The organism is Sphingopyxis sp. H053, assembly GCF_001468225.1.
Lineage (GTDB): Bacteria > Pseudomonadota > Alphaproteobacteria > Sphingomonadales > Sphingomonadaceae > Sphingopyxis.
The window spans coordinates 665163-685920 of the sequence record NZ_LNRU01000001.1 but is presented as its reverse complement, the minus strand read 5'-3'; the positions used below and the strand labels follow the sequence as shown (position 1 = coordinate 685920).

Annotated in this window: 22 protein-coding genes; 12 read left to right on the top strand and 10 right to left on the bottom strand. The window is 61.3% G+C overall.

Annotated elements, in window-relative coordinates; genetic code table 11:
• Positions 1-129 precede the first annotated feature (129 nt).
• A complete protein-coding gene (locus tag ATE70_RS03130; RefSeq protein WP_058536462.1) occupies positions 130-1131 on the bottom strand; it encodes a GSU2403 family nucleotidyltransferase fold protein in 1002 nt (333 codons plus the stop codon).
• Between the two features lie 343 nt (positions 1132-1474).
• Between ATE70_RS03130 and ATE70_RS03125 the strand changes: the two genes are divergently transcribed.
• Positions 1475-2365, top strand: a complete 891-nt coding sequence (locus ATE70_RS03125; RefSeq protein WP_058536461.1) for a conjugal transfer protein TraF — start codon at positions 1475-1477, stop codon at positions 2363-2365.
• A complete protein-coding gene (locus ATE70_RS03120; protein ID WP_231732559.1) occupies positions 2362-2940 on the top strand; it encodes a hypothetical protein in 579 nt (192 codons plus the stop codon). The genes ATE70_RS03125 and ATE70_RS03120 overlap by 4 nt, the downstream gene beginning before the upstream one ends.
• Before the next feature lie 35 nt (positions 2941-2975).
• Here ATE70_RS03120 and ATE70_RS03115 read toward each other — a convergent pair whose 3' ends face one another.
• Both ATE70_RS03115 and ATE70_RS25090 read right to left on the bottom strand, forming a co-directional pair.
• A complete protein-coding gene (locus ATE70_RS03115) occupies positions 2976-3755 on the bottom strand; it encodes an ATP-binding protein (RefSeq protein ID WP_197411365.1) in 780 nt (259 codons plus the stop codon).
• A 39-nt stretch (positions 3756-3794) separates the two neighbouring features.
• Positions 3795-4097, bottom strand: a complete 303-nt coding sequence (locus tag ATE70_RS25090) for an AAA family ATPase (RefSeq protein ID WP_197411364.1) — start codon at positions 4095-4097, stop codon at positions 3795-3797.
• Between the two features lie 167 nt (positions 4098-4264).
• On the opposite strand from ATE70_RS25090, the gene ATE70_RS03110 reads away from it, so the two are divergent.
• Positions 4265-5686 (top strand): conjugal transfer protein TraH, encoded by a 1422-nt coding sequence (locus tag ATE70_RS03110; protein WP_058536460.1) that lies wholly within the window; start codon positions 4265-4267, stop codon positions 5684-5686.
• A gap of 14 nt (positions 5687-5700) precedes the next feature.
• Positions 5701-9435 carry a conjugal transfer protein TraG N-terminal domain-containing protein gene (locus ATE70_RS03105; RefSeq protein ID WP_058536459.1) on the top strand — a complete coding sequence of 1245 codons (3735 nt, stop codon included), beginning with the start codon at positions 5701-5703 and terminating at the stop codon, positions 9433-9435.
• Between the two features lie 10 nt (positions 9436-9445).
• Here ATE70_RS03105 and ATE70_RS03100 read toward each other — a convergent pair whose 3' ends face one another.
• The gene (locus tag ATE70_RS03100) at positions 9446-9856 is read right to left on the bottom strand and encodes a hypothetical protein (protein ID WP_082639248.1); all 411 of its coding nucleotides are present in this window, start codon (positions 9854-9856) and stop codon (positions 9446-9448) included.
• Positions 9857-10043: 187 nt separating this feature from the next.
• On the opposite strand from ATE70_RS03100, the gene ATE70_RS03095 reads away from it, so the two are divergent.
• The 8 genes from ATE70_RS03095 to ATE70_RS25595 all read left to right on the top strand — a co-directional run bounded on the left by ATE70_RS03095 (position 10044) and on the right by ATE70_RS25595 (position 15730).
• Positions 10044-10760: a hypothetical protein gene (locus ATE70_RS03095; protein ID WP_231732558.1), complete on the top strand. Its 717-nt coding sequence runs from the start codon at positions 10044-10046 to the stop codon at positions 10758-10760.
• A complete protein-coding gene (locus ATE70_RS03090) occupies positions 10753-11436 on the top strand; it encodes an RES family NAD+ phosphorylase (protein ID WP_058536457.1) in 684 nt (227 codons plus the stop codon). Before ATE70_RS03095 ends, ATE70_RS03090 begins: the two co-directional genes overlap by 8 nt.
• Before the next feature lie 343 nt (positions 11437-11779).
• Positions 11780-12073, top strand: coding sequence for a type II toxin-antitoxin system prevent-host-death family antitoxin (locus ATE70_RS03085; protein WP_082639250.1), 294 nt, complete (start codon positions 11780-11782; stop codon positions 12071-12073).
• On the top strand, positions 12070-12522 hold the full coding sequence (locus ATE70_RS03080; RefSeq protein ID WP_058536455.1) for a type II toxin-antitoxin system VapC family toxin: 453 nt from the start codon (positions 12070-12072) through the stop codon (positions 12520-12522). The genes ATE70_RS03085 and ATE70_RS03080 overlap by 4 nt, the downstream gene beginning before the upstream one ends.
• Before the next feature lie 19 nt (positions 12523-12541).
• Positions 12542-13465, top strand: coding sequence for a nucleotidyltransferase and HEPN domain-containing protein (locus tag ATE70_RS03075; protein WP_058536454.1), 924 nt, complete (start codon positions 12542-12544; stop codon positions 13463-13465).
• Between the two features lie 255 nt (positions 13466-13720).
• Positions 13721-13969: a helix-turn-helix domain-containing protein gene (locus ATE70_RS03070; RefSeq protein WP_058536453.1), complete on the top strand. Its 249-nt coding sequence runs from the start codon at positions 13721-13723 to the stop codon at positions 13967-13969.
• A 1-nt stretch (position 13970) separates the two neighbouring features.
• Positions 13971-15305: a type II toxin-antitoxin system HipA family toxin gene (locus ATE70_RS03065; protein WP_058536452.1), complete on the top strand. Its 1335-nt coding sequence runs from the start codon at positions 13971-13973 to the stop codon at positions 15303-15305.
• A gap of 299 nt (positions 15306-15604) precedes the next feature.
• Complete coding sequence (locus ATE70_RS25595) at positions 15605-15730, top strand: hypothetical protein (protein ID WP_269433256.1); 126 nt, start codon at positions 15605-15607, stop codon at positions 15728-15730.
• Positions 15731-15938: 208 nt separating this feature from the next.
• On the opposite strand, the gene ATE70_RS24075 is transcribed toward ATE70_RS25595, so the two are convergent.
• The 6 genes from ATE70_RS24075 to ATE70_RS03035 all read right to left on the bottom strand — a co-directional run bounded on the left by ATE70_RS24075 (position 15939) and on the right by ATE70_RS03035 (position 20695).
• Complete coding sequence (locus ATE70_RS24075; protein WP_197411363.1) at positions 15939-16352, bottom strand: helix-turn-helix domain-containing protein; 414 nt, start codon at positions 16350-16352, stop codon at positions 15939-15941.
• A 144-nt stretch (positions 16353-16496) separates the two neighbouring features.
• Positions 16497-17009 (bottom strand): hypothetical protein, encoded by a 513-nt coding sequence (locus ATE70_RS03055; RefSeq protein WP_058536450.1) that lies wholly within the window; start codon positions 17007-17009, stop codon positions 16497-16499.
• Between the two features lie 33 nt (positions 17010-17042).
• Complete coding sequence (locus tag ATE70_RS03050; RefSeq protein ID WP_156417083.1) at positions 17043-17432, bottom strand: hypothetical protein; 390 nt, start codon at positions 17430-17432, stop codon at positions 17043-17045.
• Positions 17433-17477: 45 nt separating this feature from the next.
• Positions 17478-17948, bottom strand: a complete 471-nt coding sequence (locus ATE70_RS03045) for a helix-turn-helix domain-containing protein (RefSeq protein ID WP_058799782.1) — start codon at positions 17946-17948, stop codon at positions 17478-17480.
• A 653-nt stretch (positions 17949-18601) separates the two neighbouring features.
• On the bottom strand, positions 18602-19483 hold the full coding sequence (locus ATE70_RS03040; protein ID WP_156419608.1) for an NAD(P)-dependent oxidoreductase: 882 nt from the start codon (positions 19481-19483) through the stop codon (positions 18602-18604).
• 66 nt (positions 19484-19549) lie between these two features.
• On the bottom strand, positions 19550-20695 hold the full coding sequence (locus ATE70_RS03035) for an NADH:flavin oxidoreductase (RefSeq protein ID WP_082639253.1): 1146 nt from the start codon (positions 20693-20695) through the stop codon (positions 19550-19552).
• Positions 20696-20758: the final 63 nt, after the last annotated feature.

Below are 20758 nucleotides of genomic sequence, written 5' to 3'. Positions count from 1 at the left end.
CCATGCTTCGTGAGGGGAGGAACAGTCCCGCTTCGCTCCACGATGATGCCTGGTCGCCCTTCAATCTGACCATTTCGCGTCAAAGTCCGTTGCTGTCTGTCGGGTCTTCGCGATGTTACCGCGCACGGCCTACCAGTCCGGCGATCGCGGCTGTGGGCGCCGCTCGGCCCAACGGACATAATAAGGCGCAAGTTCGCCGGGCAGCGCCGCTTCGAAGGCATCGTCGAGTGGATAGTGCGGCATAGCCTCGGCAACAGCATCGAGGAGAAGCAGCGCCTGCTTCAGGTCCTTGCCACGCTTGAGCGGGTGACGCTTCGATTGCCCGGACATCCACAGCTTCTGGAGCGCAAACCAGCGCGGATCGGGCGCAACGATGCGTGCCGGGCTGCCATTGCGGCAGATGACGACCTGGTCGACGGGTCTCCCCTCAAGCAGCCATTCCTGTTCGGGAAGCGGAATCGGCTGCGGCCGATCGGTACGTGCCATATTGGCCGCACGCGAAGGAGCGGCGAGGATTTCGACCTCATAGGCCTTGGCGTTGCGCGCCTGAAAGCTACGCCCGGTGTTGACCGTGAATGTCGCATCGACGGCTTTCAGCAAATTCCAGACGATCTGTGCATCCTGTTGGGGATCGATCTCGGTCCAAGCGAGATCGAAGTCGGCAGCCTCGTCGGGAAGTTCGGGAATGAAGCCGCCGGCCTCAAGTGCGTAGGCAGCAACTGCATTGGTTCCCACGACGAGCAGCGCGCCACCCAGCAGCCCTCGCCGATCGGCCTCGCGCAAAATGGGACCGGCTTCGTTGGCGATCATTGGCACGCGCAAGACGCGTGCGATCGAAGCGCTTTCATCGAGCGCCGATCGACTTGCGGCGGCTCGGGCCTTCAGGCCTTCTTTCTCATCACGATAGGCTTCGAGTTGCGCGGCCTGGGCATCCGACCATGGTCCAAGGCTCTTGCCATTGCCCTTGCGGTCGCGGATTTCATAAAGATAGGCTCGCCCGCCAACTTCCTTCCGCGCGAGGCCATAGGGAAGCTGGGCCAGGCCTCGCTCGGCCTCAATCCAGACCTCGTAGCGTCGGCGCAAATTGATGAGCGCCCTCGCCTGTTCATCGGAAAATGCCCTGATCGCCATCGGCAATTTATCCTGCGAATACTGGATTCTGTCAATTGCTGGATAAATTGCCTATATATAGATACTTATACAAATCCCATTGAGCGTGTATCAGGGTTTTATCCTGCGATTTTTCGATTTTCGGATTTGCAGGACAAAATCTGATGACGTCGGCGGGCACATGAAACCACTCATGCTCCCATTGTGCGCATTTTGGTCCTTTTGGTGCATAATGAGTTACAAACGGCACTGAAGTGCCCCCCTTCTTGTCGCGCCGTCGCTCGATCCGCACGATGTCGGCATGACATATCTCGTCACCAAACACCGCGCTTTCGAAAAGCGGGCATCCTCCCAAGTCAGTGTAATGCCGTCGCGGCGCGCGCTACTACTGGCTTGCTCGCTTTGCGGTTTGCCCGTGATCGCCATGGCGCAAACCGTGGTCATCGCTCCGCCAGCGAAGCAGGGCTATTGGTGGTACGAGACGCCAGAGCCGAAGAAGGCGGACGACAAGAATCCGGAGGCGCTCACCAAACCCGTGATTCCACCGATGAAGGAGTTGGCGACCTGGACGCCAGCCAAGATCCGCAAGCTCATCGAGCAACAGCGCGACTATGCTGCGACGGTTTTGACCGTTGATGCGGTGGCGGACTTCTGGCGGCTCCAGGACTTTGCCCGGCGCAAGGCGCGCGCCTTCGCCGGGGTGACGCAGATCGCGATGCTCCAGCACCCCGAGCTCAACTCGAAATCCGCCAATCCCATGGTCGGTGACGCACGATCCGGGCTCACCGCCGAGAAGGACAGCATCCGCCGCGCCTATCTCAGAAGCCATGCCGGCGAATTCGCGCTCGTCATGTTCTCGCGTACGACCTGCGGCTATTGCCGCGTCCAATGGCCGATCATCCAGCGCTTCCAGGAAGAGATGGGCTGGCAGGTCACGCTCGTCGATCTCGGCAGTCGGCCTGACGTCGGCCGCCGCTTTGGCGTCGAGGTGACGCCGACCACCATGGTGATCCGCCGGGGCAGCCAGCAGCGCATGGTCATCGCCTCGGGGGTCGAGGCCTATCCCAACCTTTCGCAGATGGCCTATCAGGCGGTCCGGCTCCTGCGCGGAGACATCCGCCCCGAGCAGTTCATGACCGGCCCCGGCGAGGATGCCGGCTTCTTCGATGCGCTGGGCAATGGCCCGGTTTCGGCCACGGACCCGCGCGTAATCGGCGGCGATCTCGTCGAGACCCACGTGGGCGTCGAACCGTGACCCTCTTCCATATCCTGCTCGGCATTCCCGGTCTCGTGTTCGCGATCGGATCGGCCGCAACCGCTCAGACCGTGTCACGCGAAGACGCGATGCGCGCGGCTATCCATCCGGTTCGCGATAACGGTGCGATGCAGACCTGGCTGTCACGCGTTCCCGTCACCCGCGACTTCCCGGACGATTTCACGAGTACGCTTAGCGGCCACGGCCAAGCTTTCACAATCGAGATGAGCACCGCGCCGGGCTGCCTTCCCTGCGCGGACCTCTGGACCAAGCTCGTTGCACTCGGCCGGCACTATGGCTGGCAGGTCCGGACGATCGGTTCGCAAGAAGCTATGCTGCGCTCCGGGCGTCTCGGGCTTCCCTGGGTCGGACACCCCGTGGCCTGGGTTCGCCCGCTCGCGGACGTCAATCGCACGATCCCGGTCGCGGTCGGGACCGATCATCGTCCCAACCTCGCGCGCAATCTCTATCTCGCGGCGAAGATGGCGACGGGCGTGCGCCCCGATGTCGGGGTCCGCGCCATGTCCAAATTCACCGGCATAGTCGGCGTGCCCGCGCGGGCCAGCTCCCGGTGACCACGAACAACGTCCGCCGCTCCCGGAACGGGTGGTCAGCCGCCGAGCGACAGCAATTCCTGCGCTGCGAATGGGAGGGGCATCGCCTCTACCCCCTCCTTCAACGGGAAGGCCTCAGCGCCGGGATAGATCGCAATCTTGCGTTGGGGCTTAAGGTCTTCGCACGCGCTGTAGAATCCGCGCTCCATTTTCGGAGCGAGGCTGCGCTTGATTTCGATCGCCCAGAGCGCACCGCCCGGAAGGGTCAGCAGAAGATCGATTTCTGCACCGGCGACCGTCCGATAGAAGTTCGCGGTGCTCCCTTCAGGCGCGGCCGCGATCATGGTTTCGATGACGAAGCCTTCCCAGCTGGCCCCAGCGACGGGATGTCCCAATATGTCGTCAAGAGTCGTCAGGCCGAGCAGATTGTGCACCAGGCCGCTGTCGCGAACATAAACGCGCGGCGACTTGACCAGGCGCTTGGAACCATTGCTGTGCCAAGGCTCAAGCCGCCGGACGAGCAGCAGATCTACGAGCAGGTCAAGATATCCCGCGACGGTCTTGGAATCCACGCCGAGGCTGCGCGCGAAGTCCGATGCGTTGAGCAATCCCGACTGGTGATGCGCAAGCATCGTCCAGAAACGCCGCAGCGTTTCCGCCGCGATGCGTGGTCCCAGCATCGGAATGTCGCGTTCGAGATAGGTGCGAACAAAATCCTGCCGCAAGCGCTGGCTCACTCGGTCGCTGATTGCCAGAAAACTGTCGGGGAAGCCGCCGCGCACCCAAAGCCGGTCGAGATCCTTCGGCGGGACTTCGAGAGCATCGAGCGGACGCATTTCGAGATAGCTGATATGGCCCGCAAGGCTTTCCCCGGATTAAGCGAGCAGGTCTATCGAAGCCGCGCCCAAGAGAAGGAAGCGACCGGCGCGAAGACCCTTTCGGCGTCCGCGATCAACGAGCCCGCGCAGGATCTGGAAGATGCCGGGCATGCGATGAACCTCGTCGAGAATGACGAGCTGTTCCTCATGGGCCGCGAGATAGAACTCCGGATCAGCAAGCTTCGCCCGGTCGGCGTCCGATTCGAGATCGAGATAAATCGAAGGGCGCCCCTCCGCTATTTCGTGGGCAAGCGTCGTCTTGCCAAACTGCCGCGGCCCAAGCAACGCGACAGCGGGCACCTCGCCGAGGCGCTCCGCGAGCTCCTGCTTGATTCTGCGTTCAATTATCCTTGTATATTCGGAGTTATATTCCGAAAATGCAAGGATGATATCGGATGCCTCATCACCCTGCGAACCGGGCTTGGCGGGCCGGGAGCGGGATCTTTGCCTTCCAAAGGAAACCCGCCATGTCCACCTCCCCTCCCCGCACGATCCTGGCAGCCCTCGCCTTGTTCGCCGGCTTTGGCTCGGCGCCTGCACACGCCCAAAGCTGGGCCGAGAGCTGGTTCGACAATGTCACTTATACCTCGCCGGGCTCGTTCGAGGACCAGACGCGCGGCTATGTGACCGCCGGCGGCATGTCGGGGCGGGTCGACGTCCATAATGATTATCTCATGTCGATCAGCCTGCCCAAGGTGCGTGCGGGCTGCGGCGGCATTGACATGTTCCTGGGCGGCATGTCCTTCCTCGACCCCGAATATCTCGTCCAGAAACTCGAGAGCATCCTCCAGGCGGCACCGGCGGTCGCATTCCAATATCTTCTGGAAACCCTCGACGAGAAGATGGGCAACATCATCTCGAAGATGGAGGCGGCGACCAATTTCCTGAACTCGATCCAGGTCAACGACTGCCGCCTTGCCAACCGCATGGTCCAGATCGCCAAGGGCGACGACAATATGTCGGGGATCATCGAGGAGATGACCGGCTATCGCTCGATCAAGCAGGGCTATGCGAAAAGCTATCAGCAGAGCCGAGAGAAAATCCAGGCGAACAACAACAACCCGACCGAGGATCTGAAAGACGCGCTCGCCAATTGTCCGCGTGAGGTCACCGACATCTTCCGCACGGGCTCACTCCTCGCCCATGCCGCGCAGCGGGTCGGTGCCGGCGAATGGACGGGCGTGATGCGCGCCCGGGTCGGCGACGTCTATATGCGCTGGGACCCGTCGGACAAGGTTCCGTTGTTCACGGCCATTCCGCAATGCCCGGCGCAGGACAGCGAGAGCGCGCAGGATTTCCTGACCGGCAAGGTCCAGCGGCGCTCGCTCAGCGTGCCGCCGACCGGCGCCGACTGCTCACAGGATGGAGCGGGCCGAGGGGCGCTCCTCCTGGCGCGCGAGCGGATGCAGTCGATCGCCACCAAGATCCGGACCCGCGCGGCGCTCAGCCCCGAGGAGCGCCAGTTCGTCGCGAATGTTCGCACTCTTCCTGTCTATCGCATGCTCGAATGGGGCGTCCGTCAGGGCGTTGTCGATTCCGTCATCGCCGACACCGACGAACTGGTGGCGCTTACGCTCGCCTACCAGATGCTCAACGATCTTACCCGCACGATCGATTATGCCCTCACCAACGCCGAACGCGGATCGGCCGCGGCGGGCGCGGCCGACGCCAACAACGCGAATGTTTGCCAGACCAGAATCCTGTCCAAGGGCCTCGAACAACTCCGCGACCTGCGCGACGAGGTGCTGCGCCAGCGTGCACAGATGCGGCAGAGCTATCTGGCTGCGATGTCGGCGGCGAACCTTTCGGCGAGCTATGCGGGACTGGTGCGAGAGCGCGACCGCGATGCTCGCGACGCCGCCGGCACCGCCGCTTCGCGCAATCCGTGACGAGGGCGACCGCAATGCGCCGCCTTCTTCGCCTGAGCGCCGGACTTCCCGCCCTTCTCGCCGCCGGTCCCGCCTGGGCGATCGATACGAGCTTCCACACTTATAATGGCTTCGCCGAGACGGTCGATGCGTTCCGGCTCGTCTCGATGATCTTCGCCGATCCACGCTATGAGACGTTGGTCCTGATCATCGCGACCGCCGGGATCGCGCTCGGCGCGGTCATCGCGAGCGTTCGCGGCTCGGGAATCGGCCTCGTCGGGTTCGGTTTCCAGATGTTGTTCGGCATTGGCCTGTTCGTGGGCCTTATCGCGACCACGGGCACGGTCCATGTCTATGACCGGGTGCGCAACGCCTACCAGCCGGTTGGCGACGTCCCCAATTTGCTGGTGCTGGTGGCGGGCGCCACGAACATGATCGAGCGCGCGATCGTCGAGACGATCGACGACAATACGCTCGATCCGGGTGCCAAGATCGAGTTCGGCGCCGGCGGCCACGGCTTCGATCTGCTGCTCAACGCGGTGAGCCCGCGCGGGCCGATGACCGACACCTTCCTCGATGCCACGATCAAGGATTATGTCCGGCAATGCTATCCGGTCGCCAGGGTATCTGCGGCCTATGGCGTCGACGACGATAAATTGTTTCACACAGCAACCGACCTTCCTGAAGCGTTCGCGGCGATGGCGGGGCCGGCGACCTTCTCGACGGTCTTTACCGCCGCCGACAAGGGTGGGTCGACGATGAGCTGTTCGGACGCCTGGACCCATATTTCGGATCGCCTGTCCGACCCGACGCTGTTCGATGGCTACACAAAGCAGATTTGCTCGCGAACCGGCTATGACGTCGGCAGCGCGCAGCAGCTGGCGCGCTGTCGGCAACAGCTTGGCGATCTCGGCCAGATGATGCTCGGCCACCCGCTTACCACCCAAGCGCTCATGACCCACGTGCTGCTCGGCAATACGGTAGGCGATGTCCTGTTCGAGGACTCGCCCGCGAGCGCGGCGCGCGTGATGGCCAATCGCGCGGTCATGTCGAACGGGCTCGCGACTTTGTCGGTCGCCAATGAATGGATGCCGACAATCCGCGCGACGGTGTTCGGGATCATGCTGTTCATGATCCCGGTCGCGCTTCTCTTCATCCTGACCCCGATCAATCTCCGGGTCGCAAGCTTCGCGCTCGGGCTGTTCGTCTTTGTCGCGCTCTGGGGCGTGATCGATGCCGGCATTCATCAGCTCACGCTGGGGCGGGCCATGGCGGCGCTCGAAGAGGTGCGCGCGAACGGACTCGCGGCGAACGCCTGGTTGCTCGCGCCGTCCTCGGCCATGAAGGCGCTCGCGGTGTTCGGGACCTTCCGGACGGCGGCGGCCGGGATCGCCGGGGCCTTCGTGTTCACGATCTTCCGGTTCAGCGGAAACGTCTTCTCGTCCTTCACCCACGGCGCACAAGGGATTGCCGGCGGCGCGGCGGCCGCGGCCGCACCGATGGCCACCCCTGAAGGGCAGGCGTCGGCACTGGAGGCACAAGCCTCCGCGCTCGGGACACGCGCCCGCGCCTCGGCGGCGTCGAGCTTCGGCGATTTCGGCGAGCGCACGACATTCAGCGCCCACCGCTCCTTCGGCGAGGCGGGCCGCATCCTCGGTGAACGGCCCGGCACCCCCGGCGGTACGGCCATGGCGCTGGGCGGGATCGAGGGATCGCGCGCGCTCGGCGGCCTTGCCCCCGCGCTTGCCGGGCGCGATCTCGCCGATCCGGATGTGGCACGCGCGGTCCAGGCGAGCGCGGCGACCAGCGCTATCCACCAGTTCGCGCAGCAGGATGCGCTTCGTTCGCTCGGCACGACCTATTTCGGCAAGGGCGAAGCAGGTGAACGTGCCTTTGCCTCCTTTGCCCAGAACCTGGTACAATGGCGTGCGTTCGGCGATCAGCGCGCCTATGGGATGATGCAGCAGGCCGCCACGCGTCATTTCGAGCGCAACGGCTATTCGAAGGAGGATGCGGCGCTGAAGGCGTCGGGTGTCATCGGCGAAGCGCAGGCCGACCCGACCTTCGCGAAGCTCATAGCCAATGCCTATGACCAGGAGCGGATGATCGCGAACGACCTCACCGCCGCACAGGTCCAGGCTGGCGCGATGGCTGGACGCAGGGACTTCGCAGGGGAAGATGTTGCTGGCGTCGAGCGCGCGAATGTCGCGACCGAACAGGCGTGGCGGACCGGCAGCAATCAGGGTCAGCGTGGTGCGGCGGGCATGCTCGGCCTTCCGCTTGACGAAACCGCCCGGCGCGTCTCCTTCATCAACGCCTTGTCGGGCGAGGCGCGCAGCAGCGCGATTACGCAGCTCGCGCGGTCGACGGGTCGCAATGAAGCGCAGGTCATGCGCGCGCTCGAGCAATATAATGCCTCGGTCTCGGTTGGAACCGCCGACGGGGCGACGGCCGAGGCCGGGCGCGAGGGCACAAGCGTCTATGGACGCACTCGTGAGGCAGCCGGCTATGACTTCGCCGAGCGGTCGGGCAAGCTCGATGCGCAGCGCGAGGTCGGGACCAGCGGCACCCGCGCGGCGGCGCGGGTCGGCGAACAGCGGCGGCAGTCGGACAATTTCGGGTTCGCGCAGGGCGCTGCCGCCGCCGGCGTTTCGACCCGCGAAGCCGCGCAGCTCGACAGCTTCATCCAGGCGCTCAGCCGCACGGCGGGCAATCAGGTCGATATGGCCGCTGGCGGCGCTGCCGGGATCGCCGATCGCGCGCGCAACGAGCGGACCACGAGCATCGTCGACAAGGAGCGGCTTACCCGTATGCAGGGGCTGCTCCGCGCGCAGGGCATCACCATGTCCAAGCGCGACCTTGCGCTCGCGCAGAATGGCGATCTCGGTCTCAACCTCACAGCGGCGCAGGCCGCACAATTCCACCAGGCCGGGCTCATCAACGACAGCCAATATGGCGCGCTCGCCAATGGCGGCCATGCGCGTTTCAGCTTCGCGAATAACGATCTGCTTGTATCAAGCAGCGCGAGCTATCAGCAATCTGCGCGGAGCGACACGAGTACGCGGTTCGAGGCGGGCAAACAGGCCGGACCCGACACGATCGAGCATTTCCTCGGCGGCGGCGCGGAAGGGCAGCGCGCGATGGAAGGGTGGCTCAAGGGCGGATTCGAGATGGACCGCAACGGCGATTGGCGCCTCAAGCCGCAGGTCGCCGACACGCTTCAGCGCGACGTGCAGGCGATCATGGTCCAGACAGGATGGCAGCGGTCGATCACGCGGAGCGCCAGCGACAGCATTACCATGGGTTCGACGATCGACGCCGAGATCTCGGGCGGAGCCGGAAGCCGAGGCGCGGCCGCAGCGCCGCGTGCGGGCAACCGTCAATCGCCCAGCAAAGATCATTATGGCCGATCCGGAGCCGGCCTCGGCGGTTCGAGCAGCGACATGGGCAATTCCACCGAAGATGCCAATGCCAATCTTGATATCGTGAACTATGATGTTCGCGATGCGATCGCCAAGGCCGAGCGTGCGGCGGCTAGGTCGTCCGTCCCCGAGAAGGCCTTCAGCTCTGCTCTGTCGCGCGAGGTCCTCGGCAGTGATGGCCTGCGAAACCGTTATCTCCGGCAGGCCGATGCGAGCCGCGGGACGGATGACATTACTGGACCCCTGACATCGATCGAGCAGCGATCAGTCTTGAACAGCGGAAGCTTCTCGACCGACCTCGACAACGGCTGGACCGATGGTAACTCCGAATTCAAGGAACGCAAGTAAGGCGCCACCTTCAGTGCCGCTTGTGGCCAATCCAGAGAGGACCCGAGCGCGGGTCGAGCGGATCCACGTAACAGGGCAAGCCGCTTGGTCCACGTTCCGGACCGAACCGTTCGTGGGGATCATAGTCGCCGGACCAATCGAAAGGGCCTATCCGCTCTTGCGCAAAGCCCAGCCCGAGCACCATGAGTGCGGTCGGCGGAAAGAAGAAGACGTTGAGATAGCCGGCAAGTGCGAGATCATAGAAATCCGCGATCAGCGGCACTTGCGACGAAAGCGCCATTCCCGCCCAATAGGCGGGGATCGCCACCCACCAGAGCCGAGCGTACCATGGGCGCCAAAGATAAGCGGACAAGGGCGCCCGTTGCACCCTTTCCGGAGGATTTTCTTCCTCGCTATCCGTCGTTTGAATTTCGCGTGTCATCTCGATTGATCCCGGATAGATCCTATCATGCGGGCTGACCTAGCCCAACCAATTTCCTCCATCTTTCCTCCAACCCCGAGGGACAATCGCCGCAAATCTTGCGGAATTCCGGCAAACTTCGATTGCGCCTTTCCCGCTCGCGATGTCGATCCAACCTTTCTCTTGAATATTTTGAAGATCAATGTATATGGATATTCAATATATCCCAATGGACATGCGCATGGCTGCGACCTTTCCCACCGAATTGACGACAATCGGCTTCGAAACACTCGCAGGCACGGCTTCCGAGGTGCGGCGGAAACTTGACGCCGCGGGCGACGATCAAGTCGTGGCGTTCACCATGGAACATGGCAACAAAAAGCTCGCGAAGGCGGTCGAAGAGGCGATTCAGGCGATCGCACCTCTCGTGCTCGCTGCCGTTGCTCGCCGTGAGCAGCAGGCGCTGGAGACGATTGTCGATGCGCTGGTACCGCAGGTTCCGCCGCCGCAGCATCTGCTTGCAGAGGCCCGGATGAACGCCGAGGCACGCAAGCATGTGTTGGAAACTGCGGATTGGCTCACGGCCGCGCAGCTTTCGGAAATCGCAGGGTTCAGTGGGCAGAATGCCAGCGCCCAGCCAAACAAGTGGAAACGCGAGGGCCGTATATTCGCGATCCGTCGCAACGGGAGTGACTATTACCCTGGCTATGCGCTCGACCCCGACAGCGGATATCGGCCAGCCAAGGGGCTCGCGCCGATCCTGGCGCTATTCGACGGCGAACTTGACGCATGGGACGTCGCGATCTGGTTTGCCTCGGTGAACAGCTTCCTTGACGGCAAGATACCAAAGGATTTGCTGTTGAGCGCTCCAGATCGCGTTCTTGCGGCAGCTCAAGACGAAGTGGCCGGCGTGCTGCATGGCTAGGAAGAAGGCCGCTTCCTCCACGCCGCCGCCCACTCCCCCTCCTTCACCTCCGGCAAATCTGGATGCCCTCGTACACCGGGTGACCTGGCCAACGACCAAAATCATACACCGGGTCCATCCGGAGGCATATGGCGCTGACGTCTTCAATCCCGGTCCGAAGGGCAATGCGCGTTTCAGTCCCATCCTTGACGCCAAGGGCAAATCGGTTCCGACCATTTACGGCGGTGAGACCTTCGATTGTGCCGCCATGGAAACCGTCTATCACGACGTCCCTTTTGTGCCCGGACTCAAAAGCGTCGCCAAGCGCAAGCTCCGCGGCCATCTCTATTCGCAGTTCGCCAGTTCCTCCGACCTGACGCTGGCGGACCTGCGGGTAACCGCGCTGCGGAAGCTCGGGGTCGCGCGCACCCAGCTCATCGATACCGAGAAGGATCGCTATCCCTATACCCGGAGCTGGGCGGAGGCGATCCATGCGCAATGTGCAGATGTTAAGGGATTGTGCTGGGTATCGCGACAGGATGACCGGGCGGTTGCCATCGTTCTGTTTGGCGACCGGATTGATCCCGGGCTGTTGTCACCGCATGGCCCTTCACTCGACATCGTCAACGAACCCGCCATTTTTGCCGGGATTGTTCTGCTCGCCGACAGAATTGGCGTGAAATTGACGGGGCGATGACCAGGATCATGTGATGCCATTCGGGTGGAGATTCCTCCAGAGCGGCCTGCACTTGTGTTTCCTGTTCCATAGCGAACATCCTCGGTTGGCTCGTATCATGACGGCGGATCGACCCCAAACAAGACCTCCCCCTCCTCTCTCACAACCCATGAAAATTGCCGCAAGATCTGCGGCATCTCTTATGGAACGCCATTGAATACGCAGCTATCCAAACGATCGGGCATCGCCTGATGGAGCCGAGCCGTGCTGCCCTCCTCAACTCCTCCTTCGAATACTGTATCCGCTATTGCCGTTCGATCGAGGTGTCGCTATATCTGACTAGCTAGTCAGAAGAGGTGTGAGTATGGTTGCCCGCAAGATTGCTCGTGGCGCACCCGGCGTTCGAATGCGGAGCTGGAAGCTGGAGGATGCCAAGGCACGATTCAGCGAGGTTGTTCGGCTCGCCGAGAGCGAAGGTCCCCAACGCGTTACGGTGCGCGGGCGCGAAGCGGTCGTAGTAATGAGCGTGGCTGAGCTCAACCGGCTCCTGCCTGATAATCCCGAACAGCTCTCCTTGGTGCCCTTCCTAGAAGGGCTTCATCTCGATGGACTCAATCTGGAGCGCGAGATTGACCGTGGACGAGATTTTGCGTTGTGATCGGGTGGCTGCTCGACACTCATATTGTTTCAGCGCTCGCAAGCCCCAGTGGCGCGCCATCGGTCAAGTCCTGGGCGTCGACGCAGCACGAGCAACGCATGTTCGTCAGTGTCCTGACGCTCGCGGAGATCGATAAGGGCATCCACAAGCTCGAACCGGACCATCCCGATCGGTCACGCTATGCCGTCGCCCGGGACGCCTTGGCGACGCGGTTCGCCGATCGCATCCTTTCGGTCGATGACGCGGTGATATACCGCTGGGGCGCGATATCGGGCGAAGTGAAGCGGCAGACCGGGCATGCCCCGTCTGTGATCGATACGATGCTTGCCGCGACCGCTGTAGAGCATCACCTGATCTTGGTGACGCGGAACGCGAAGGATATCCGGCACAGTGGCGCGGTCATCTTCAACCCTTGGGAAGACGACCCTTCCCTCTTCCCGCTGACATGATGCTGACGAGATTTATGACGTGAAAACCGACCTCGATAATCTCCCTCCCGCAAAACAGCGCGAGCTTGAGCGTGTCGTCCAGATTCTGTTCGAGGAATTCGGCGATGCCAATGGCCAGGCGACTGGCAACCGCCGGCTCGGCCGCATTCTCAAAGTCATTCTCTACGGCTCCTATGCGCGCGGCGGTTGGGTCGACGAGCCGCATACGGCGAAGGGCTATCAATCGGATTTCGACCTTCTCGTGATCGTCAACCAGAAGGAGCTCACCGACCGGGTCGCCTATTGGGAACGCGCGGAGGAACGGCTCAACCGTGAGCGCGCGATCACGCAGACCCTGAAGACGCCCGTCAATTTTATCGTCCACAGCCTCCAAGAAGTGAACGATGGCCTCGCGCATGGCCGGTATTTCTTCATGGACGTCGCGCGCGATGGCATCGCCCTCTATCAGGCTGACGAGAGCGAACTTCACAAACCGAAACCGAAAGCGTCTGGTCAGGCGCTTGCATTGGCAGAAGAGTATTTTGAAGAATGGTTCTCGCTGGCTGTAGCCTCTCAAAAAGGAGCTCTTTTCTACATTTCGCAGAATGAGCATCGGCACGCTGCGTTTTCGCTACATCAAGCCACCGAGCAGTTGTACCATTGCGTCCTCCTCGTCCTCACCTTCTACACACCTCACGTCCACAATCTCAACTTTCTCCGCACGCAAGCCGAGCGCGCCTCCCCGCGCCTGTTCGACGCCTGGCCGCGCGATACGCAAAAGGAACGCGCACGGTTCGAGAAGCTGAAGGATGCCTATGTGAAAGCGCGCTACTCAAAACACTACAAGATCAGCGAGGAGGAATTGACCTGGCTCTCCAAGCAGATCGAGGCCCTCGGGCAACTCGTTCATATGGTTTGCACGGCGCGTATCGAGGAGCTTCGCGCCTCCACTTCATCGGAATAGTCGCTCGCCCCCCTCCTACCTGAGCCGCTCAAAGCGGTTCCCTTTGCGCGACTCGATCCGAGCACCACCGTCCATTCTCGCTATCATTGGAACGACGCTGACCCTGGTATACTCTGCAGTGGCCCTTCCGTTCTAGCTCCAATTTCCGCTTCCGGCTGCACAATATACCCTGCAGGGTGTAATGAAGGATTATACCCTGCAGGGTATATTGCGTTTTTATACCTTAAAGGGTATATCGACGCCCGGAGGCACGGCATGAATCAGATGGTACGAACCGCTACGCAGCTAGGCGCCTATATTCAGGACGCCCGCGCCCGCAAGGGCATCTCGCAGCAGCAGCTTGCCGAGATGATCGGCAAGCATCAGAAAACCATATCGAGTATCGAGCAGGGCAGCGACGGCACGAAGCTCGACACGCTTCTCCTCGTGCTCGCCGCACTCGATCTCAACATAGCAATCAGCGCCCGCACCAAGGGAAACCAGAATATCGGCGACATCTTCTGACATGGCGCGCGAGAAGACGCACATCCCGCTCGACATCCTGATAAACGGGCGTCTTGCGGGTCAGCTGGAAAAAGAAACGAGCGGCGCGATCAGCTTCCGTTACGATGAAAGCTGGCTTGCATGGGAGCATCGCTTCGCGATTTCGCTCTCGCTTCCGTTGCGCCGCGCCATCTACCGCGGCGCGCCCGTGGTCGCCGTGTTCGACAATCTCCTTCCCGATAATCCCAATATCCGGAGGCGAGTTGCCGAGCGCACCAGCGCCGCAGGAACCGACGCCTACAGCCTGCTTGAACAGATCGGCCGCGACTGCGTTGGCGCGATGCAATTCCTGCCGCACCACGAAGGCGACGGAGATCGCACCATCCACGGCAAGCCGATCAGCGACAAATCGATCGAGAAAATGCTCGCAAATCTTAGCGGCGTGCCGCTCGGTATCGATCCCGAGCACGAGTTCCGGATTTCGGTAGCTGGTGCGCAGGAAAAGACCGCGCTGCTTCATTTCGAGAGAAGATGGATGAAGCCGATCGGCATCACCCCGACCACGCATATCCTTAAGCCTCAGATCGGCGAGATACCGACCTCGACCGGCGTCATCGACATGGCCGCAAGCGTCGACAACGAGCATTATTGCCTGACGCTTCTCGAACAGTTCGGCCTCTCCGTTGCCCAGACGCGCATCACAACCTTCGGCAAGCGCCGCGTGCTCGTCGTCGAACGTTTCGATCGCCAATGGCGCGGCGACAAGGACCTGCTGCGCATTCCGCAGGAAGATTGCTGTCAGGCGCTCGGTATCCCGCCGACCCGCAAATATCAGTCGACCGTCATCGGCCATCAGAACGGGCCGAGTGCGGTCGACATTTTGAAACTGCTTGCCGCGAGCGACGAGCCAGCGAAGGACCGCGCCGATTTCTTCAAAAGCCAGATCATATTCTGGCTGATCGGCGCGACCGACGGGCACGGCAAGAATTTCAGCATCTATCTACGCCCTGGCGGCGGCTTTGCCCTCACCCCTTTTTACGACGTGCTGTCGGCGCAACCGGCGTTCGACAAGAAGCAGATTCCGAACAACCGCTACAAGCTCGCGATGTCGGTCGGCACCAACCGCAAATACAAGATTCTCGACATCTGGGGCCGGCATTTTGTCGAAACCGCGCGCGAAGCGGGGTTCGGCAAAACCCAGATAAGGGCAATGATCGACGATATTCTTGCGAAGGCGCCAAGCGCCGCCGAACGGGCCCTCGCCCGCATGCCCAAGGATTTTGCAACCCATATCCATGAAAGTGTCGCTGGCGCGATCGGGGCGCGCCTGTCGCGCCTTGAATATGTGCATCAGTAGTTGGCAACGGCCGCATTTCACTGCCGGCAACGACCGGGCACGGCCGAATGTGGTCTGTCGTCTGTGGATGGCTCCCGCGTTGCAAGCATAAATTGATGTTCGGCGTTCTGGTCGGTTGCAGTCGTCTGTCCGACCTGTTGATGCAGTCGGTAGGGACTGCTGGCCCTGATGGAGTCCGCGAACCGGGTCCCGATCGGCTTATCAGGTTATGACGCCTTTGACAGTCCATGGGTTGTCCCGGCTCCCAGTCTGACCGGTATCCCTGGACCGTCATTCCCGTCGAACGGCGCAAGGAATATATGGCGTCCCTCGAGGCGGCGAGCAGCAAGCAGATTATCGCACCCTTCGCCGAGTTTCTTGCTGGCCTTGTCGAACGCGGACTCAAGGGCGAAGCGACCGCGGAGCTTCCTGCAGCACGCGAATAGCCGGGCGCCATTCTGTCAGCATGCTCCGGGCTTGAATTATTGATTGCACTAAAGGCCTGATCGGTCCTTCGGCCTGCCCTGCATCAGGGCGATGGCATCGGCAAATACGAGCTACTCGATACATTACAGGATCAGCGAGTAAGAATTGACGTGGCTGTCCGGCCGGATCGGGATACTCGGCCAGCTCGTGCATATGGTTTGCACAGCCCTATATCGCCCGCCTCGCAATCCGTCGCCAACGACCCGGCGTTTCTCCCGTCCGGCGCGCGAACGTGCGGTTGAAATGGCTCTGGTCGCAAAAGCCGCAAGCAAGTGCAATCTGGGCGAGCGGAAGATCCGTCGACCCGAGCAGTTCCTGAGCGCGATGAAGGCGTGAGCGGATGAGCCATTGATGCGGTGTCAGTCCGGTGGATGCATTGAATGCGTCAATGAAATAGCCGCGAGAAACGCGGCAACTTCTTGCAACCTCGCCGAGATCGATCGGGTCAGCCATATGGTCCGCCATCAGCTTCATGGCTTTGCGCACTTGCCACACAGCAAGGCGCGCGGTCTTTGCGCCTTTAGACGGTCGCTGCCGAGCGCCGAAATGGGAAACTACAAACTCTTCGTGCGCGGCGTTCAACGACAACGGGCCGGTCGGTGACGATCGCAAAATGGGGGACCTGTCGAATGCTGACATTAGAGGGGCCTTAGCGCCGCCGATCCGGCAGGAGATTCCAGGCAACGGCGTTCGCGGCGAACGGTCGGTGGTCGCCGCGGCGTTTCTTCAGTTTGCGGCGCAGCCCAACGCGACCTCGACCGGCCCCTCATGCGGCGCACCGGACCGATAGGAAGCGGAAAGTTGCCAAACCCAGGCGGGGTCGGCGCCATAGCGGCGCAAGCGCTGCCGGTGGCGGCAGGTCGCAACCACAAGCATGATCAGCATGGCATAGGCCCAAACCGCGACGACGGTACCATAGGCCCAGGGAATGATCTCCAAGCGCAATCCCGCCAGGTGCGACAATGCCACGCAGGCCTGCGTTCCTGCCATCCACGCGGGCCAGTACCGGGTTGTTACCAGCGACAAGAGATAGAGCGCAACGAAGGCAGCGGAGTCGATGGCGAACATAGGCCATTCCACACCGGCGAAGCGGCTTTGCATCGGCTCCACGACCCAGGCACTGAGTTGAAAGTCGACGATCAGGATGACGGCCCCTATCCTCTCCGGCGCTCCTCCGCGGATTAGCGCGAAGAGGCTGGAGACAATGTAAAGGGCGTTGAAAATCAATATCCTGATCATCAGGGCGTACGGTCAGCATTACGGGGCTCCCGGTCAACCGGCAATCGCATCCGGCTCTTCAGGACTTGCTGCCGACTGCACGGCGCTCCACGACGGGAGCGGAATCTTGTCGCCGCCAAGCGTTTCAGGAATCCGCAGATCGCGGCGTATTTCGTCGAGGTTCAAGTGTCCGCTTGTTGCCTTGCCCATAGCCTGATTGACGAGCGAGATGGACGCGACAAAATCGCTGATCACCTCCACGCCAACGATATCGGAGACGTTGGCTCGCGACCGCGCCTCCGGCAGCAAGCCGACAAGCGCGGAACCGCTTGAAAGGGCGCGGCCAAGATCCATTTCGAAGGTCTTCAGTCGCGACACAATTTCTCCCGCGACTTCGTGGCGCTGCATTTGAACCTGACGTTTTTCCATAAATGACATCGACATATAACTCCTCGCGGCCCCAGGCCGTCGCCATGCGTCAATCCGATGTCAGCGTGTGAGGGCGATGGTCAGCTGCGAGAGTTCCGATGCCACGGCCATGATTGCTCCCGCTCCGATGGCGATAACGCCAAAAAGGAGAAGCGGCCATGCAAGACGCCATCCAAAACTCAGATCGTTCCATGGTCTTCCTTTCGTTGCGAAAGGAAACAGGCTCGATCGCTCCACCATCACCGGCTCAAACGCCGACGTGTCGGTGGCGCTGTTCTGGACAGGAACCGCCATGGGGGACGATCCCCATTCTTTGGTATCCGAATTAGTGGTGGGGTCCTCGAGGGCGCGAAGCAACTGGGCTGCGCTCCAGCTGTCGGTCGTCCCCAGCTTGCGCCGCGCGGATTTCAGATGCTCGTTGACAGTGTTGACCGATAAGCCAGTAACCCGGGCCACTTCCTTGGCACGCATGGGTTTTAGAAGAAGCCTCAGGCATTCCTTCTCACGGGGCGTGAGTTGATCGATGGTCATGGAATGACTCCGGACGCACAAACGAATGACTCAATACAAGATCAAATCAATCCACTGGACTGTAAGCATTGTAGGTTTTCCTGCCGATTCCAACTAGCACTCTCTTTCCGATGTCAAAATTTCGGGGTGAACGGCTAGCCTCGGTGACGCCCTAGCCTAGCCATCCACGACGTCCGTCTCGCGGCGAGATGCAGGTCGTGCCATATTCAGCCGACGCCGACTGGAGTTTGGCCATCAATTGCCCGGCCTGGCTCCGCCCTGCATCGGGGGAGCCGGCAAAAGTGCCAAGAAAAATAAGGAAGCTCGAGGCCACCGGCATTCCCCGTGCCTCAACCCAGACGATGCCATATTGACCACTTCCGGATCGGTAGGGTCGGCATGCAAGCGCAAGCATGTCATCGGGAGTCCCTAGCGTTCTAAGGCTCTGTTCCTCGCGCAAATCGCGCCGCAGCGCGGCGTGGCAGGAGGTCGCGTAAATGGGCCTCCGCCTCGCCGCTTTCCCCTATCCCCACGGCTCTGGCGAGCAGCGATTTAACTTCGCCGGCATAGTCCCGAAAGCCAGGCATGAGATCGCCGGCCGGATGGCAGCAGGCGCGGCATCGGCGACCGAGTTTCGACGAGGAAGTCGATCAGACGGAGGAGTTCGTGGTCGTTTACCTGGCCAAGCCAGCATCACGCTCGCATTGTTCGAGCAGCATGAAAAAGTCTCTCGCGCCATGCCCTTGTGCGCGGGCCACTTCATATTGCTGACGGACGAGCGCACTGAGCGCCATCGGGACGTGGTCGACCTTGGCCGAATCCAGCGCGAGATCAACGTCGTTGATCATCTGTGACACCGTAAACGCGGGAGTAAAATCACGCCGAATAAGCATGTCGCGCTTGTAGTCGAGAACCGGCGATGCCACCACGCTTTCGCAGATGACATCGAGCATAGCCTCGACAGAGAGACCGCCCTTTTCGCCAAAAGTCAGCGCTTCGCCGACCAATGCTGCGGTGCCTGCCAACATCAGGTTGAGGACAAGTTTCAGGTAGCGGGCTTCCTCCGCTGTTCCGACAAGAAACTGGCGCGCCGAAAGGCAAGACAGAAGCGGCAGCACGGCGGCGTAGTCGTCCCTATTGCCCGACGCGAGCACAGTGAGCTTCCCATCCTTTGCCATGACGGTGCTGCCGGAAACGGGCGCGCGCAGATAGCGCGCGCCAGCGGCGGCGAGCGCGGACGCCACCTTCGCTGACACGGCGGGCGACAATGTGCTCATTTCGATGAGCAGCTTCGATTCATCCAACGCGGGGAGAATCCCGTTTTCGCCGAAGATGATCTGCTCGAGCGCCTGGTCGTTGGGAATGGTGAGAAATATCAGGTCGCTCGCTTCAGCCAATTCCGCCAAGCTCGACGCCCTCCGCCCGCCTTCGGCGATCAGAGGCTCAATTTCGGCAGGCGATGGGTCGAACACCGTTACCGCATAGCCTTGTCTCGCCAGGCGAAAGCTCATCGGTGAGCCCATCTTTCCGGCGCCGATCCACCCTATCCGCTCCAATTCTTGTCTCCATCCGGCTATCTGAACTGCCAATGGTGGCGGCGCCAGCGTTTACAACGACGCCGATTAGCCGGCCGCGAGCTTGACGCTCCTTCCGGTCTTGAAGAATTCTTCGACGTCGAACCGCGGAATCTCGGGCGGTACAAAGTAGTTGATCACCATATCTGGCCAAGTTGCAAGATATGCGATGAAGCTTTCTCCGAGGCCTTGAGTGCGCAGGTAGTCGGCAGTTACGGGGAACTTCTGGGGGATGAAGTGTGGATTCGCCCTGAACAGCTTGGGCAGGTTATGATGAGCGATCGCCGCGCGTCCAATGACGACGAAATCCGCCCCTTGCTCAAGGCAGCGTGTCGCGTCGGCATGCGAATTTATCTTACCCGCGAAACCAAGCCTGACACCCTTCAGATCCAGCTCCGTGAAATAGGACATCAATGAGCGTCCTTGATATTTGGGATCGACCGGATCTTTGAACACGTCCCAAAGCGATATATCAAGATAGTCGATTTTTCCTTCGTCGATCAACTGCTGGGCCAGTTCGGAGGTTTCACCGACATCCTGGCCGAAACGCTCCGGCGAAACTCGAACGCCGATCTGGAAATCCTCGCCGCAGCTCGCGCGAATTCCATCGACAATCTCAAGCAGGAACCGACGTCGTTTCTCAGGGCTGCCGCCGTAATGATCCTCACGCCTGTTATAGACGCTGCTCAGGAACGCACTGATCAGGTAACCATGGGCTCCGTGAAGTTCCACGCCATCGAAGCCGGCGCGTTTTGCGCGCTCGGCCGCGACTATGAAATCCTCAATTGTCGCGCGCACTTCTGCGACCGTCATCGCGCGTGCATGATCTTCCGGGGCGGCGGATGGTCCCGCGCGATCCGGAGTAATCGTGCGAATTCCGCCATGATAGAGCTGCATGCTTGATATGGCCCCCGCTCCGCGGAGGGCACCTGCGAGCCGCTCCAAGCCGGGAATCAAGGCATCAGAGTAGACGCCAAGTTCGCCGGGAAAGCCCTGCCCTTTCAGATGCACATGCGAGCAACAGGTCATGACCAGGCTGAAGTCACCCGTTGCGCGCATGAGCAACCAGTTCAACTCGTCGTCCGTCAGAGTGCCATCGTCACGTGCCTGCTGATTGGTCATCGGGGCGAGAAGAAAACGGTTTTTCATCGCGGGGCCACGCGGCAGCGTCAACGGTTCAAATAGCGACACCATCGATCCATTCCTTCAACGACATATTGCCTTACCAATCGCGGTTGGTACCGGTGCCGGAGGGGC